General features: G+C 71.5%; 13 protein-coding genes. 11 read left to right on the plus strand and 2 right to left on the minus strand.

The window, feature by feature from the left end; translation table 11 throughout:
- Positions 1-131 precede the first annotated feature (131 nt).
- The 5 genes from ACWCRB_RS23385 (at position 132) to ACWCRB_RS23405 (ending at position 3,626) form a co-directional block, all read left to right on the plus strand.
- Positions 132-1,124, plus strand: coding sequence for an ABC transporter ATP-binding protein (locus tag ACWCRB_RS23385; RefSeq protein WP_450997890.1), 993 nt, complete (start codon positions 132-134; stop codon positions 1,122-1,124).
- Positions 1,121-1,945, plus strand: a complete 825-nt coding sequence (locus ACWCRB_RS23390) for an ABC transporter ATP-binding protein (protein ID WP_450997891.1) — start codon at positions 1,121-1,123, stop codon at positions 1,943-1,945. The genes ACWCRB_RS23385 and ACWCRB_RS23390 overlap by 4 nt, the downstream gene beginning before the upstream one ends.
- Before the next feature lie 52 nt (positions 1,946-1,997).
- Positions 1,998-2,387 (plus strand): VOC family protein, encoded by a 390-nt coding sequence (locus ACWCRB_RS23395; RefSeq protein ID WP_450997892.1) that lies wholly within the window; start codon positions 1,998-2,000, stop codon positions 2,385-2,387.
- A 40-nt stretch (positions 2,388-2,427) separates the two neighbouring features.
- Positions 2,428-3,039: a DinB family protein gene (locus tag ACWCRB_RS23400; RefSeq protein WP_450997893.1), complete on the plus strand. Its 612-nt coding sequence runs from the start codon at positions 2,428-2,430 to the stop codon at positions 3,037-3,039.
- A gap of 107 nt (positions 3,040-3,146) precedes the next feature.
- The gene (locus tag ACWCRB_RS23405) at positions 3,147-3,626 is read left to right on the plus strand and encodes a VOC family protein (RefSeq protein WP_450997894.1); all 480 of its coding nucleotides are present in this window, start codon (positions 3,147-3,149) and stop codon (positions 3,624-3,626) included.
- A gap of 52 nt (positions 3,627-3,678) precedes the next feature.
- Here ACWCRB_RS23405 and ACWCRB_RS23410 read toward each other — a convergent pair whose 3' ends face one another.
- A complete protein-coding gene (locus ACWCRB_RS23410) occupies positions 3,679-5,448 on the minus strand; it encodes an ABC transporter ATP-binding protein (RefSeq protein ID WP_450997895.1) in 1,770 nt (589 codons plus the stop codon).
- A 92-nt stretch (positions 5,449-5,540) separates the two neighbouring features.
- Entirely contained in the window at positions 5,541-6,425 is an 885-nt protein-coding gene (locus tag ACWCRB_RS23415) for an aminoglycoside phosphotransferase family protein (protein WP_450997896.1), read from the minus strand.
- 725 nt (positions 6,426-7,150) lie between these two features.
- Here ACWCRB_RS23415 and ACWCRB_RS23420 point away from each other — a divergent pair.
- Genes ACWCRB_RS23420 through ACWCRB_RS23445 form a run of 6 tightly spaced genes read left to right on the plus strand, consistent with a single transcriptional unit; the run spans position 7,151 to position 15,005 of the window.
- Positions 7,151-8,737, plus strand: a complete 1,587-nt coding sequence (locus ACWCRB_RS23420) for an ABC transporter substrate-binding protein (RefSeq protein ID WP_450997897.1) — start codon at positions 7,151-7,153, stop codon at positions 8,735-8,737.
- Between the two features lie 5 nt (positions 8,738-8,742).
- Positions 8,743-9,699, plus strand: a complete 957-nt coding sequence (locus ACWCRB_RS23425; protein WP_450997926.1) for an ABC transporter permease — start codon at positions 8,743-8,745, stop codon at positions 9,697-9,699.
- Entirely contained in the window at positions 9,696-10,553 is an 858-nt protein-coding gene (locus tag ACWCRB_RS23430) for an ABC transporter permease (RefSeq protein WP_450997898.1), read from the plus strand. The genes ACWCRB_RS23425 and ACWCRB_RS23430 overlap by 4 nt, the downstream gene beginning before the upstream one ends.
- Positions 10,553-12,307 carry a dipeptide ABC transporter ATP-binding protein gene (locus ACWCRB_RS23435; protein WP_450997899.1) on the plus strand — a complete coding sequence of 585 codons (1,755 nt, stop codon included), beginning with the start codon at positions 10,553-10,555 and terminating at the stop codon, positions 12,305-12,307. The genes ACWCRB_RS23430 and ACWCRB_RS23435 overlap by 1 nt, the downstream gene beginning before the upstream one ends.
- A complete protein-coding gene (locus ACWCRB_RS23440; RefSeq protein ID WP_450997900.1) occupies positions 12,304-14,334 on the plus strand; it encodes a CocE/NonD family hydrolase in 2,031 nt (676 codons plus the stop codon). The genes ACWCRB_RS23435 and ACWCRB_RS23440 overlap by 4 nt, the downstream gene beginning before the upstream one ends.
- On the plus strand, positions 14,301-15,005 hold the full coding sequence (locus ACWCRB_RS23445; RefSeq protein ID WP_450997901.1) for a TetR/AcrR family transcriptional regulator: 705 nt from the start codon (positions 14,301-14,303) through the stop codon (positions 15,003-15,005). Before ACWCRB_RS23440 ends, ACWCRB_RS23445 begins: the two co-directional genes overlap by 34 nt.
- The last annotated feature ends 26 nt before the right edge of the window (positions 15,006-15,031 follow it).

A 15,031-nucleotide genomic window follows, 5' to 3' on the forward strand; every position in this document is an offset into this window, starting at 1 on the left:
CCCACGTACAACCAGTACGAGGGACTCCGCCCGGCACGCCGAGAGCACGCACCAGACGCCGCCGGGCCCGCCCTCCGGGCGGACGACGGGACTTTACGGACACGACCTAGGCGCCAGGAGGTAGCGCGCGCATGCTGCTCGACATCGAGAACCTGACCGTCCAACTCCCGGGCGCCGCCCGGCCGTTGCTCGCCGACATCTCCCTCCAGGTCCGTACCGGCGAGGTCGTCGGACTCGTGGGCGAATCCGGCTCCGGCAAATCCACCACCGCCAAGGCCGCCCTGCGCATCCTCCCCGACGGAGCACAGGCCACCGGCCGGGCCCTGGTCGAGGGCACCGACGTGCTGACGATGAGCGGCCCGCGGCTGCGCGAACACCGGTCCAGGACGGTCGCGATGGTCCACCAGGACCCCCGCTCCGCACTCAATCCGGTCCGCCGCGTCGGCGACTTCCTCGTCGAACGGCTGCTCGCCACCGGGCAGTTGGACAAGCGCGCCGCCCGCCTCCGCGCCGTCGGACTCCTCGACGCCGTCGGCCTGCCCGACCCGGAACAGCGCATCCGCCAGCACCCGCACGAGATGTCCGGCGGCATGCTGCAACGCGTCGTCATCGCCGGCGCCCTCGCCGCCGAACCCCGCCTCCTCCTCGCCGACGAGGCGACCAGCGCCCTGGACGTCACCACCCAGGCCGAGATCCTCGCCCTGCTGCGCAAGCTGCGCGCCGAGCGCGACCTCGGACTCCTCTTCATCACCCACGACCTGCATCTCGCCGCCGCCTACTGCGACCGCGTGTACGTCATGTACGCGGGCCGGATCGTCGAGGAGCAGCAGGCCGGCCGCCTCTTCACGGACGCCCGGCACCCCTACACCCGCGGCCTGCTCGACTGCTCGCCCGAACTGGGCGACACCACCCGGGTCCTGCGACCGATCCCCGGCAAACCCCCGTCCCTCGCCGAGCACTTCACAGGCTGCCCCTTCGCCCCGCGCTGCCCCCACGCCGAGCCCGAGTGCGAGAGCGGGCCGCCCGAGCCGGTCCCCGTCGAGGGCGGCGGCACGGCAGCCTGCCGACGCCTCCCCGACCTGTCCGCGCAACCCGCCGCCCCGGCCGCCAGGAGTACGTCATGACGGGCACCCCTCCGACCCAGCCGCTGCTCGTCGTGGACGGCGTGACCAAGACCTACCGGTTGCCCGGCGGCGAGCGCCTGACCGCCGCCGACCAGGTGTCCTTCACCGTGCCCCGAGGCGGCTCCGTCGGCATCGTCGGCGAATCGGGCTCCGGCAAGAGCACGGTCGCGCGCATGCTCGTCGGCCTGCTCCGGCCCGACTCCGGCACGATCACCGTCGAGGGAAAGGACCGCGCCCACGGGCGGGGCAGGCTCGGGCGTCGCGACCGGCTGGCCCGCGCCCGCGACATCCAGATGGTCTTCCAGGACCCGTACGTCTCGCTCGACCCACGACTGACCTCCCGTCAGTGCCTGCGCACCGCCCTGCGCCTGCACCGGCACCCCGAGCCGGACACGCGTATCGACGCGCTGCTCGACCAGGTCGGCCTCGGCAGCCGGGAGGGAGACGCGCGGCCGCACGCCCTCTCCGGCGGCCAGCGGCAACGCCTCGCCATCGCCCGCGCCCTCGCCGTCGACCCCCGCATCCTGGTGCTCGACGAGGCGGTCGCCGCGCTGGACGTGTCGATCCAGGCGCAGATCCTCCAGCTCCTCGGCGAGATCCGCCGGGACACCGGGGTCGCCCTGGTCTTCGTCAGCCATGACCTGGCCGTCGTCCAGCACATCACGGACGAGACGGTGGTGATGCGGCGCGGAGTCGTGGTCGAGCAGGGACCGACCGCGCGGGTACTGAGCGACCCGCAGGATCCGTACACGAGACTTCTGCTCGACTCGGTGCCCCATGAGGGCTGGGACCCCGGCGGCGTACGACCGCTGGTTGCGTGATGATGCGGGAGAGGCACCGCACCTTCGGTGACCCGAACCGAGAGAGGGCATCATGAGGATCCACCTGACCAGCGTCTTCGTCGACGACCAGGACAAGGCCCTGCGCTTCTACACGGACGCGCTGGGCTTCGTGAAGAAGACCGAGGTCCCGATCGGCGCGGACCGCTGGCTGACCGTGGTGTCGCCCGAGGATCCCGACGGGACCGAACTGCTCCTCGAGCCCTCCGGCCATCCCGCGGTGAAGCCGTACAAGGACGCGCTGGTCAAGGACGGCATCCCGGCCACCGCCTTCGCCGTGGACGATGTGCACGCGGAGTACGACCGGCTGCGCGGGCTCGGTGTGCGGTTCACCCAGGAGCCGATGGAGATGGGCCCGGTCACCACCGCGGTGCTGGACGACACCTGCGGCAACCTGATCCAGATCGTGCACCAGGCCGAATAATCGGTTGGCGGAGCCCGGTGACGGGCGCCACGATGCCCCCATGGACTCGCGCGAGCACGAAACCGACACGAAGACGACTCGGTGGACGGTCGCGACCGTCTATGACGACATGTGGGTCGACCCGGACGACGATCCACGCGAGACCGAGACCGAGATCGTCGACGAACGCGGCACGTTGCTGGAGGGCCTGCGCCACTTCCGCCTCACCGTGGAGATGAAGTGCGCGGGCCTGGACGCCGAACAGATGGCCCGCCGCTCCGTACCGCCGTCCACGATGTCCCTGCTCGGACTGATCCGGCATCTGACCGAGGACGAGCGGCACTTCCGCCGGGTCATGGCCGGCGAGGACGCGCCCAAGCTCTACCGCACCGAGGAGGACCGGGACGGCGACTGGAACGGCGCGGTCGCCGATCCGGCGGTCGTCGAGGACGCCTGGCGGCAGTGGCGGCTGGAGACGGAACGCACCGACCGTTTCATCGCGAGCGTCGACGACCTCGGCACCACGAACGCGGGCTTCTCCGACTTCGGCGCCGAACACGGCGGACACCTCCAGGTCCGTGACGTCCTGGCGGCGCACGTCAACGAGTACGCCCGGCACTGCGGCCACGCCGACCTCCTGCGCGAGCGGATCGACGGCCGAGTGGGCCAGTGAGCCGCCGTTCGGAAAACTCACCGCGCCACCGATGAGTTTCCGAACGAGGATCGGTCGAAAGGGGTGACAGCTCTCCCGCTCCAGTCTCCCGCTCCAGGAGGTTCTCCATGACGACCGACGGATTCACCACGTGTCTCTGGTTCGACGGCACGGCCGAGGAAGCCGCGCACTTCTACGTCTCGATCTTCAAGAACTCGTCCCTCGGAAAGATCGGCTACTACAACGAGGCCGGTCCCGCCCCCGCCGGCGGCGTGATGGCCGTCGACTTCGTGGCCAACGGCCAGAAGTTCGTCGCCCTGAACGGCGGCCCGATGTTCAAGTTCACCGAGGCCATCTCCTTCCAGATCTACTGCGCCGACCAGGCCGAGGTCGACCACTACTGGGCCAAGCTCACGGAGGGCGGCGAGGGCGGCCCCTGCGGGTGGCTCAAGGACAAGTACGGCGTGTCCTGGCAGGTCATCCCGGACGGCCTGATCGAGATGATCGGCGACCCGGACCAGGAGAAGGCCGTCCGCACCACCAAGGCCATGTACGCGATGGGCAAGCTGGACATCGCCGCCCTCAAGAAGGCGTACGCGGGGGAGTAGGGGTGACCCGGCTGGTCGACACCGGCCTGAGCCACCCCCGCACTGCGGTGGCTCAGGCCGGCTGACCGCTGCTGTGCAGCGCCGAGTAGACCCCGCCGCGCCCCAGCAGCTCCTCGTGCGAGCCGATCTCCCGGACGGCGCCGTCCTCCATCACCACGATCCGGTCGGCGCCCCGGATCGTCGACAGCCGGTGCGCGACCACGAACGTCGTACGACCGTGCAGCAGCCGCGCCAGCGCCTCCTGCACCAGTGCCTCGGACTTGGTGTCCAGCGCCGAGGTCGCCTCGTCGAGGATCAGCACCCGGGGATCGCGGATCAGCGCCCGCGCGATGGCGAGGCGCTGCCGCTGGCCCCCGGACAGCCGGGCGCCGTGCTCGCCGACCAGGGTGTCGACGCCGTGCGGCAGCCGGTCCACGAACTCCAGCGCGTTGGCGTCCCGCAGCGCGGCCCGCACCGCCGCGTCGTCGGCGTCGTCCATGCCGTACGCCACGTTCTCCCGGACCGTCCCGTCGAACAGGATCGACTCCTGCGGCACCACCGACACGAACCGCCGGTACGTCCGCAGGTCGAGCGTGTTCATATCGGTCCCGTCGAGCAGCAGCCGCCCCGAGGTCGGCCGGATGAACCCGATCACGAGGTTCAGCACGGTCGACTTCCCGGCCCCCGAGGCACCGACCAGCGCGATCGTCTCGCCGGGCGACACGCTGAGCCCGAAGTCCCGTACGGCGGGCCGCCCGCCCTCGTCGTACGCGAACCCCACGCCCTCGAACGTCACCTCGCCCCGCAGCCCGCTCACGGCGATCTTCCCCGCGTTGTCCTCCAGCTCGGGCGCCTCCAGCACTTCGCCGACCGACCGCACCGACTCCAGGCCCTTGGTGATGACCGGGGCGAGCCCCGCGAGCGTGGTCGTCGAGTTGGTGAGGGTGGTCAGGAACGCGCTCAGCATGACCACATCACCCGGGGTGACACCCCAGACGCCGTAGTACGAGACGAGCGCCGCGCCTGTCAGGAACAGCACGCCGACCGCGTTCAGGAACACCCAGGCCAGCGAAGCGAACCGCCCGTTGAGCAGATCGAGGCGGAGCCCGGAGGTGAGCACCTGGCGCAGGGTGCGGTCCATCCGGCCCAGCGCCTTGCCCTCAAGCCCGTGCGCCCGCGTGACGGAGATCAGCCGCGTCATCTCGCTGACCCGCGAGGACAGTTGCTCGACCTCGTGCCGGAAACTCTCGTTCTGGGCGCGCAGCCGCGTCCGCAGCCGGACGATCAGCAGGGCCGCGACCGGCACCACCAGCAGGAACACGGGCAGGAACTCGGGCGTACGGATCCCGATCACGACAAGCCCGCCCATGAGCACGGTGAGCGCGCCGAGCCCCGAGTCGGAGGTCTGCTGCATCATCTGCTCGACGGTCTCCACATCACGGACGACCTTGGCCTGGAGCACGCCCGCGCTCACCCGGGAGTGGTAGCCGATCGACAGCTGCTGCATCCGCGTGCACAGCGCGGACCGCAGATCGGTCCCCATGCGGCGCACGCTGCCGTACAGCAGGCGCACGTACAGCAGATGCAACGGCGGATTGATCACCAGGATCAGCATGATGACCCCGGAGCTGAGCCAGAGCCCGCCGATCGGGCGGTGCTGGACGACGGTGTCGACGATGTCCGCCGTGATCAGCGGCAGCAGCCAGATCGGGCTGTGCTTGACGGTGAAGACGACCAGCGCGACGCCGAGCCGCCACCGGTCGGCGCGGAACAGATAGGCGAGGGTGCGTATCGGGTGCTCGCCCCGGTAACGGTGGTCGAGTGGCTGCTCGGACGACGCCATGGACGGAGGTCCTCCTTGGGAACCTGGCATTGGGGCAAGCGCTTTCTGCCCTCTGTGTGCCGGCCTACACCACCCCGATGGGAGGATCTCCTTCACTCGGCCAGGATCTCCCTGATCACATGCCGGGAGTTCGCCGCGAGCACCGGGTTCGTCTCCCGGTAGTACGGCAGCTGGATCAGCGAGATCGACAGCGCCCAGCCGCGCCCGCGCGCCCACTCGGCGTCGTCGGCGCCGACCGCCTCGCGGAAGGTGTCACGGACACCGGCGGGCAGCAGGTTCCAGGCCGCGATCAGATCGACGGCCGGATCGCCGATCCTGGCGCAGCCGAAGTCGATCACCGCGCTGAGTCGTCCCTCGGCGACCAGCACATTGCCCGGTGACAGGTCGGCGTGCGCCCAGACCGGCGGTCCGGTGTGCTGAGGAGCCCGTACGGCCTCCTCCCACACGGCCGTCACCGCCTCCGTGTCCACCGCCCCCGCCAACTGGGCGAGGGCCGCCCGCGTCTCTGTCTCCCGTGTCGACAGGGGCGCGGGCCGGATGTGGGTCGGCCCGTTCGTGGGGTCGACGCGGCGCAGGGCGCGAAGGAAGACGGCGAGTTCCCTGGCCAGCGTCTCGGGGGCGTCGAGGGCGTCGACGGCCGGGTTCCGCCCGTCCAGCCAGCCGTACACGGACCACGGCCACGGGAACCCGTCGTCGGCGCGGCCCCGCCCGAGCGGCTCGGGCACGGCGACCGGCAGCCGAGGCCCCAGCAGGGACAGCCAGCGCTGCTCGTGCTCGATGCTGTCCACCGCTCCGGGATGCCTCGGCAGCCGGACCACCAACTCACCGCCGAGCCGGAACATGGCGTTCTCGGTCCCGGCGGACTCCAACCGCTCCACGGGCAGCTCCGCCCACTCGGGAAACTGCCGGGCGATCAGTCGCCGGACCAGCGGGGCATCGATCTCCACCTCGTCGGCATGCATCTTCAGGGCACACATGTCGACCATCCCAGCGGCCGAGGGGCGCGCAGTCCACCGAATTTGGCGGTGCGGCGGGTGCGTGGGGGCGGCCGAGGCCGAGGGTCGGGTTGTTCGGGAGCCGTGGGTTGGCTTGTTGTGGGGGCGCGGGCTGGGTGTCTGGGGCTGTGGGCCGGGCCGTTGCGGGACTGCGGGTCGGCCTGTCGGGGACCCGTGGATTGGCTTGTCGCGGGACCGTGGGTTGGCTCGTCACGGGGCTGCGGGCGGGCTTGTTCGGGAGCCGTGGGTCGGCCTGTCCGGGGCTGCTGGCTACTCCGTCACGGGACCACAGGTCAGCCTGTCCGGGAGCCGTGGGTTGGCCTGGTCGGGACACGTGGGTCGGCCTGTCCGGGGCTGCTGGTTACTTCGTCACGGAATCGCAGGTCAGCCTGTCCGGGAGCCGTGGGTTGGCCTGGTTGGGACCCGTGGGTCGGCCTGGTCGGGGCTCTGGGTTGCTCCGTCACGGACCCGCCAGCCGGTCTGTCCGGGACCACGCGCCGGCGCGTCCGGCACCGTGGGCCCGCCCGTCGTCGCGCACGTCGGATCGGCGCCACGCCGACCGGCCCGTCGCTGCCCCCGCGTAACCACTGCGTTTCCCCGGTTAATTTCCGCGGCCGAAGGGTTGGCGGGAAACCGCTCCCTCGTTATCGTTCACGCACTTCACTTAATCGTTCCGCTGAACGAATAGCGGGAAGGGCGGTCGGTCCATGTCCGACATCCACCACCCGGCACGGCGGTCGGTGCTCGCCGCGGGTGTGGCCTCGGCGGCCTCGCTCGGCGGGTCCTGGCTGCTGACCGGCTGTACGGGCGCCGCGTCCGCGCCGGTGCTGCCCGCCGCCGTGCAGAAGGGCGCTCCCGACCGCGGTGGCACCCTGCGCATCGCCCGGCCGCCCGCCTCCGACGCCGAGACCCTCGATCCGGCGAGCGCCCTGTCCGCGTACGAATATCTGGGCGCCCTCTACAACCGCCTCGTCCGCGTCGCCGCCGACGGCACCCTCGCCCCCGACCTCGCCGAGTCCTGGGAACCGGACACCAAGGCGAGCACCTGGACCTTCCGGCTGCGCAAGGGCGTCGCCTTCCACGACGGACGCGCCTTCACCTCCGCCGACGCGGCCTACACACTCCGGCACATCCTCGACAAGGCAACCGCCTCCCCGCAGGCGGCCGTTCTCGCCCCGCTGGTCGACCCGGACGCGCTGCGCACCCCCGACGAGCACACCCTCGTCGTCCCGCTGAAGACCCCGAACGCCGAGTTCCCGAGCCTGCTCACCCACTACAACTGCTATGTCGTCCCCGACGGGAGCGCCCGCTCGATCGGCCGTACGGGCATCGGCACCGGCCCCTTCAAGCTGGAGTCGTTCGCGCCCGCCGGACCCGGCCGGGTCACCGCGTACGTGGACCACTGGGCCGGCCGTCCCGTCCTCGACGCGATCGCCTTCTACTCGGTCGCCGACATGTCCGCGCGATCAAATGCCTTGCTGGCGGGGCAAGTCGATCTGCTCTCCCAGACCAACCTCGACTTCGCGACCGCCCGGGTGGTCGCCGCCTCCGACCGCGCGACGGTCGCCCGCGTCAAGAACGCCCAGTGGTACGTCCTGCCGATGCTCACCACGGAGAAGCCCTTCACGGACGTACGGGTCCGGCAGGCCATGAAGCTCGCCTACGACCCCGAGCACGTCGTGAAGGTCGCCCTGCAGGGCGCGGGCGCCGCCGGCTGGGACAACCCCGTACCGCCCAGCGACCCCAACTACCTCTCCGCGCACCCGGCGCACGACCCGGACAAGGCTCGATATCTGCTCAAGCAGGCAGGGCAGGAGGGGCTGGCCGTCGACCTCTACACCTCCTCCTACGACCCGATCTTCACGCCGATGGCCCTCGCCTACCAGGACTCCGCCAAGCGGGCCGGCATCCGGATCAGGGTCAAGACGGCCGCGGCGGACTCGTACTACACCCAGATCTGGATGAAGAAGCCGCTCATGGCCACCTACTGGTTCACCGGCAGACCCGTCGACCAGCTCTTCACCCAGATCTTCCGCAGCGGCTCCTCGTACAACGAGACCGCCTGGTCCGACAAGGCCTTCGACGCCGTCCTCGACCGGGCGCGCCGCGAGACCGACGACACGAAACGCCGCGAACTGTACGGCGAGGCACAGACGTTGGTGATCGAGAAGGGCGGGGCGATGACCCCGATGTTCGCCGACCGGCTCGTCGGGATCTCGCGCAAGGTGCGCGGATACGCCGAGCACGGCTTCGAGTTCGACTACCGCGGCATCGGCCTGAAGGACGGGGCGTGATGAGCATGCTGACCTTCGTCGCGCGCCGGATCGCCGCCGCCTTCGGTACCCTCCTCCTCTCCTCCGTCCTGGTCTTCCTCGCAGTCCAGGCCCTTCCCGGCGACGTCGCCACCCAGGTCCTCGGCAAGGACGCCACCCCGGACGCCGTCGCTGCCCTGCGCACCCAGTTGGGCCTCGACCAGCCCGCCTGGGAGCGCTACTTCGACTGGGTTCGCGGTGCGCTGCACGGCGACTTCGGCACCTCGCTCGTCTCCGGCAAGGCCGTCGGCGGCGAAGTGTCCATGTACCTCGGCAACTCGGCGCTGATCGCCCTGATCACCGTCCTGTTCGCGGTCACCGGATCGATCGTCCTCGGTATCGTCGCCGGCCTGTACCGCGACCGCTGGCCCGACCACCTCATCTCCACGGTCAGCCTGGTCGGCATGAGCGTCCCCGAGTTCGTCGTCGCGACCGTCCTGGTGCTCTGCTTCTCCGTCGCGCTGCCCTGGTTCCCGGCGGTCGTGCTGTACGGACCCGAGGCGAGCGTCGGCCAACTCCTGCCTGCCGTATGGCTTCCGGCCCTCGCGCTGGCCATCGTCATGGCCGCCTACATCGTGCGCATGGCCCGCACTTCGGTGATCGACGTGATGGCGAGCGAGTACGTGACGACCGCCCGCCTGAAGGGCCTGTCGACCTGGCGGGTGGTAACTCGGCACGCACTGCCGAGCGCGCTGCTGCCCACCCTGCACGTCATCGCCCTCAACGTCGCCTGGCTCGCGGGCGGGGTCGCGGTCGTCGAGAACGTCTTCAACTACCCCGGCATCGGAAAGCTGATGCTCTCCTCCGTGCAGAACCGGGACCTGCCCGTCATCCAGGCCATCGCCCTGGTCAGCGCGGTCGTGTACGTGTGCTGCAACCTCGCCGCCGACCTCACGGCGATGGCCCTGAACCCCAAGCTCCGTACGCGCGGGAGGACCCGATGACCGCCCTCACCCTCGCCCCCGTGGCCGGCCGCGCCTGGCGCACCCTGCGCACCGCGCTCGTCGGCCTCGCGATCGTCGCCGTACACGTCCTGATCGCCCTGCTCGCCCCCGTCCTGACCTCCTACGACCCCATCGCCAACGACTCCTCGGAGGCGCTGCTGGGCCCGAGTTGGTCCCACTGGGCGGGTACCGACCAGTACGGCCGGGACGTCCTCGCCCGCGTCCTGTACGGCGGTCGCTACGCCCTCGGTGTCTCTGTCGCCGCCACGCTGCTGACCGTCGCGCTCGGCACGGTCGTCGGATGCGCGGCGGCACTGCGCGGCGGCTGGTTCGACGACGTGCTGGGCCGCGTCCTGGACGCGATCCTGTCCGTGCCGTCGATCCTGGCGCTGCTCGTCATCGTGACCGCCCTCGGCACCGGCCCGTCGGTCATCGTCCTGGCCATCGCCGTCGTGTACGTCCCCCAGGTCGTCCGCGTCGTGCGCGGCGCCGCCCTCGCGGTCGTCCCCGCCGACTACGTCACCGCCGCCAGGGCGCGCGGTGAGGGCACCTGGGCGATCCTGCGGCGGGAGATCCTGCCGAACATCACCGATGTGGTGTGCGTGGAGTTCGCGATGCGGGCCTCCTGGGTGGTCCTGCTGATCTCCTCGCTGTCCTTCCTCGGCTTCGGCGCCGACCCGCCGACCCCCGACTGGGGGCTGATGGTCGCCGAGAACCGCACCGCCATCACCGTCGTCCCGATGGCGAGCCTCGCACCGATCATCGCCCTGGCCACCCTCGTGGTCGGGCTCAACCTCGCGGCCGACGGCCTGTCCAAGGCGTGGGGCGTCGACAGGATCAGGGAGGGCAACTGATGGCCGGCTCGATCGTTTCCGTGAACTCCCTGTCCGTGGCCTACCGTTCGGGCGGCCGTGACGTGCCCGTCGTGCACGAGGTGTCGCTGGAGGTCGCCCCGGGGCGGACACTGGCCCTCGTCGGCGAGTCCGGCAGCGGCAAGTCCACTGTCGCGGCGACCCTGTTGGGGCATCTACGACACGGGTCGCGGGTCACCGGCGGCTCGGTCGTCGTGGACGGACAGGACGTGTTCGCCCTGCCCGCACGGGAGTTGAGGCGGCTGCGGGGCAACACCGTCGCCATGGTCGGCCAGAACGCGGGCCACGCGCTCACCCCCTCCATGCGGATCGGCCGGCAGATCGCGGAGGCGGGCGGTAGCATCCCCGTCGTCGACCTGCTGGAACAGGTCCGGCTGCCGCGCCCCGCCGAACTGGCCCGGCGCTACCCGCACGAACTGTCCGGCGGCCAGCAGCAGCGCGTCGCCATCGCCATGGCCGTCGCGGCCCGCCCCAAGGTCCTCGTCCTCGACGAACCGACGACCGGCCTGGACGTGGTGACACAGCGCGGAGTCCTCGACCTGATCGCCGCACTGCGCGACGAACTCGGCCTGGCCGCCGTCCTGGTGAGCCACGACCTCGGCGTCGTCGCCCACATGGCCGACGAGGTCACCGTGCTGCGCTCGGGGAGAGTAGTGGAGGCGGCGCCCACGCGCACGCTCTTCACGACACCCCAAGACCCGTACACCAGACGCCTGTTGGCGAGCGTGCCGCGCCTCGACGACACCGGGCTCGCGGTCGTCGGCGAGACGGGCGAGCGGGAGGTGCGCGCGAAGGCGACCGTGCCCGACGACTCACCCGTCGCCGTCTCGGCCGTCGACGTCACCGTCGACTACGGCTCCGCCCGGGCCGTGCACGGCGTCTCCTTCGACGTCCGGCGCGGCGAAGTCCTCGCCCTCGTCGGCGAGTCGGGCAGCGGCAAGTCGACGCTCGCCTGGACCCTCGCCGGGCTGCGCACCCCGTCCGGCGGCACGATGACCCACCAGCCGGGGCACACCGAGCCGGGCGACCTGGCCCGGCCCGCCGGGCGGCGTCCGCTGTCCCTGCGCCGCCGGGTACAACTCGTCTTCCAGAACGCGGACACCTCCCTCAACCCCCGCCGCTCGGTGGGCGACGCGATCCGCCGCCCGCTCCGGTTCTTCGGTACGGCGGACAGCCGCACGCAGGCCGCCGAACGGGCCCGCCGGCTCATCGCCGACGTCCGGCTCGACCCCGCCCTCGCCGACCGCCTGCCCGCCCAGCTCTCCGGCGGCCAGCGCCAACGCATCGGCATCGCACGGGCGTTGGCGGGCGAGCCCGATGTCCTCATTGCCGACGAGATCACGACCGCCCTCGACGTCTCCGTCCAGGCAGACGTCCTGCGCCTCCTCGACGACCTGCGCCGGGAACGCCAACTCGCCTGCCTGTTCATCAGCCACGACCTGGCCGTCGTACGGGGCATCGCGGACCGGGTGGTGGTGCTGCGGAACGGAGTCGTGGTCGAAGAGGGCCCGACCGACGCGGTGTTCGCCTCGCCCGGACACCCCTACACCCGCCAGCTGATGGCCGCCGCCCTCGAACCCGACCCGGACGCCCGCCCGTTCGTCGAGGGCGACACGGGCGACCCCGACTGGGAGGACGCGGCCGGGCCCGACGACCAGTGGACCGAGCATGGCGACGGACACCGGGTCCGCCGCTGGCGCGCGGCCGACGCCCGTGTCACCGAAGGAGTTTCGTGAAGTACCGCGAGGAGTTCGAGCGCCAGGTCGTCCGCGAGGACGTCTGGATCCCCACCCGGGACGGCCGGACCCACCTGCACGCCCGTATCTGGCGTCCGGTGGACGCCGTCTCGGACCCGGTGCCCGCGCTGCTCGAATACCTCCCGTACCGCAAGAGCGACTGGACGTCCCCGCGCGACGCCCAGCGCCACCCCTGGTACGCCGGACACGGCTACGCCTCCGTACGCGTCGACATCCGGGGGCACGGAGACAGCGAGGGCACACCCGGCGATGAGTACGACGCCCAGGAACTCGCGGACGGCGTCGACGTCGTCAACTGGCTTGCCGCACAGCCCTGGTGCACGGGCGCGGTCGGCATGTTCGGGATCTCCTGGGGCGGCTTCAACTCCCTCCAGATCGCCGCCCTCGCCCCCGAACCACTGAAGGCGATCGTCACCGTCTGCTCGACCGACGACCGCTACGACAACGACGTCCACTACACAGGCGGCGCCGTCCTCGGCATCGACATGCTTGCCTGGGCCGGCACGATGCTCGCCTTCGCGGCCCGCCCGCCGGACCCGACGGTTGTCGGCACGGACCGCTGGCTCCCCATGTGGCGCGAGCGCCTCGACGCCCTCGAACCCTTCCTCCACACCTGGCTGGACCACCAGCAGCGCGACGACTACTGGAAGCACGGCAGCGTCTGCGAGGACTACGACGCCATCGGCGCGGCCGTCCTCGCGGTCGGCGGCTGGCACGACCCGTACCGGGACGCCGTACTGCGACTCGTGGAACACCTGCCCGGGGACCGCGTGCGGGGTCTGATCGGCCCCTGGTCGCACCAGTACCCGGACCGGGGACTCCCGCCCGGCCCTGCGATCGGCTTCCTCCAGGAGACCCTGCGCTGGTGGGACCAGCACCTCAAGGGCATCGACACGGGTGTCATGCGGGAGCCGTTGCTCCGGGCGTGGATCAACGACCCGGTGCCACCCGCGACTTCGTACGAGGAGATGCCGGGCAGATGGGTGGGGGAGAGTAACTGGCCCTCCCCGAACATCACTTGGGACACGCGCCCGCTCGGCTCCGGCGACACCCCCGGCACCCCCGTCCTCGTACGCTCGCCGCAGCACACCGGCCTCGACGCCGGGCGCTTCTTCCCCTTCGGCAACGCCAGCGACCTGCCGCCCGACCAGCGGGAGGAGGACGGGCGTTCGGTGTGCTTCGACTCGCCGGTGCTGGAGGAGCGGGTCGAGATCCTCGGGCGCCCGCGAGTCAGGCTGCGCCTCGACAGCGCGACCCCGCGCGCCCATGTGATCGCCCGGCTGTGCGACGTCGCCCCCGACGGGTCGTCGACGCTCGTCACGCGCGGGGTGCTCAACCTGCTGAGCAGGCACGGGCGGGAGAAGGCCGTGGAGTGGAGCCCGGGGACGTACGAGGACGTCGAGTTCGAGCTGAACGGCATCGGCTACGCCTTCCCGCCCGGCCACCGCATCCGGCTGGCCGTCTCCGACGCGTACTGGCCGTGGGTGTGGCCGCACGGCGAACGCGGCGAGCTGCGTCTCGTACCGGCCGACAGTGCCGTACTCCTGCCGGTACGGGAAGCGCTGGACGAGGCGCAGGCGCCGATCGTGTTCGAGGAGCCCGAGCAGGCCCCGCCGCTGCCCGTGACCTACGACCGGCCCACCGACCCGGCACCCGAACGGCTCGTCACGCACGACGTGGCCAAGGGGGAGTGGACCTTGGAGGTCGACCCCAACTACGGGGGCTCGCGCACCTATCCGGACGGCCTGCGGTACGAGGAGAGCGCACGCGAGACGTACCGCATCCGCTCCGACGACCCGCTGTCCGCACGGGCCGTCTCCGAGTGGCGCATCCGGCTGCGGCGCGGGGCGGGCGGCGACGAGTGGGACGCTGAGATCATGGCGCGGACGGAGCTGCGGGCCACGGCCGCGGAGTTCGTCATGGACAGTCGCGTCGAAGCACGGGCGAACGGAGAGACAGTGGCCAAGCGCGCATGGCACCGCACCACGCCGAGGACCTCGGGATGACGGCCGCCAAGCCCTCCCGGCCCGCCGCGAAGGCCCCCCGCCGCGCCGTGGCCGCCGCCGACCGCACCCGGCAGCCCACCGAGGTCCGCCGGCGGCTCATCGTCGAGGCAGCCGTGCCGCTGATAGCGGAGCGCGGATACGCGGCGGTGGGCGTGCGCGACGTCGCCGCCGCGGCCGGGGTGTCGGTCGGTACCGTCACCTATCACTTCGGCAGCGTCCAGGAGATCCTCTCCGAGGCGATGGTGCTGCACATCGAGCGGTACTACGCGGCGCTCCACGAGGCCGCCGACCGGGCGAGCAGCGGGGCCGAGGCGCTGCGGCTGCTCGTCGACGCGCTGTTCACCGAGGACACCGACCGGCACTGGCGGATGTGGTTCGACTACTGGAACGCGGGCTCCGTGGTCGAAGGGGGCGCAAAGGACGAGGCCTTCGCGCGCGGCCAGGCCCAGCGCTACGAGGCCTGGCACAGCCAGATCCGCGCACTGGCCGAACGAGCCGTCGCCGACGGGGAGTTCACCTGCGACGACCTCGACGGCTTCACCGTCCGCTTCGCCGCCCTCGCCGACGGCCTGGCCCTGCAACGGCTGCGCCAGGCACCCCCGTTGAGCACCCAGGACGCCCGCCGGCACCTCAACAGGCTGATCGGGACGGAGCTTCGGCCGTCCGCGTGAGCGGCACGGGCGTCGGTGCGGGGCGT

The organism is Streptomyces sp. NPDC002156 (genome assembly GCF_053593675.1).